This is a genomic window from Enterococcus sp. C74 (assembly GCF_040887125.1).
Classification (GTDB): domain Bacteria; phylum Bacillota; class Bacilli; order Lactobacillales; family Enterococcaceae; genus Enterococcus_B; species Enterococcus_B hirae.
The window spans coordinates 1-560 of sequence record NZ_JBFOFA010000037.1 but is presented as its reverse complement, the minus strand read 5'-3'; the positions used below and the strand labels follow the sequence as shown (position 1 = coordinate 560).

General features: G+C 38.9%; 1 pseudogene. It reads left to right on the top strand.

Annotated features, from left to right (window positions below):
- Positions 1-286 precede the first annotated feature (286 nt).
- Positions 287-428: pseudogene (gene pepG1 / locus AB3H93_RS14155) on the top strand (type I toxin-antitoxin system toxin PepG1).
- Positions 429-560 lie beyond the last annotated feature (132 nt).

The following is a 560-nucleotide window of genomic DNA, read 5'->3' as shown; positions in this document are numbered from 1 at the left end:
ACCGAAGTCTGGCTATTTCTCTTTGAAATATCTGATTAAACGGTCACCGTCTTTCGCGGTGCTGTCCAGGGGAGTTGTTGGTCGCAACTCCTCTTTCGTTTTTATTATACCAGTTACTTTAGGTATTTACAACGTTCTTAAAGATAGAATCCCTCTTAAAAACCCTAAATAAAAATAACGTTTTTATGTTTTAAAAAGTACGTTTCTCGTGGCGATAATATGCTACAATAAACTCGACAGTAAAGTGGATCGACGGTGGCAACTTTTCACAAAGGTGGTGGTGCTTATGGGAATAAGTACTAAAATCTATGAAAGGAGTTCGCTTTTTGTCCGCATATGAGATCGTTCAAACCATGCTTGGCTTTGGTACTTTCACCATCGCTTTAGTCAGTTTGATCGTTACTATGCTTAAAAACGACAAAAAATAGCCGTCACTTTAGCAGGAGACTGGCTATTTTTTGTAAAATAAAAATTCGCCACCGTCTTTTGCGGTGCTGTCCAGGGGAGTTGTTGGACGCAACTCCTCTTTCGTTTTCATTATACCAATTACTTCAGGTATT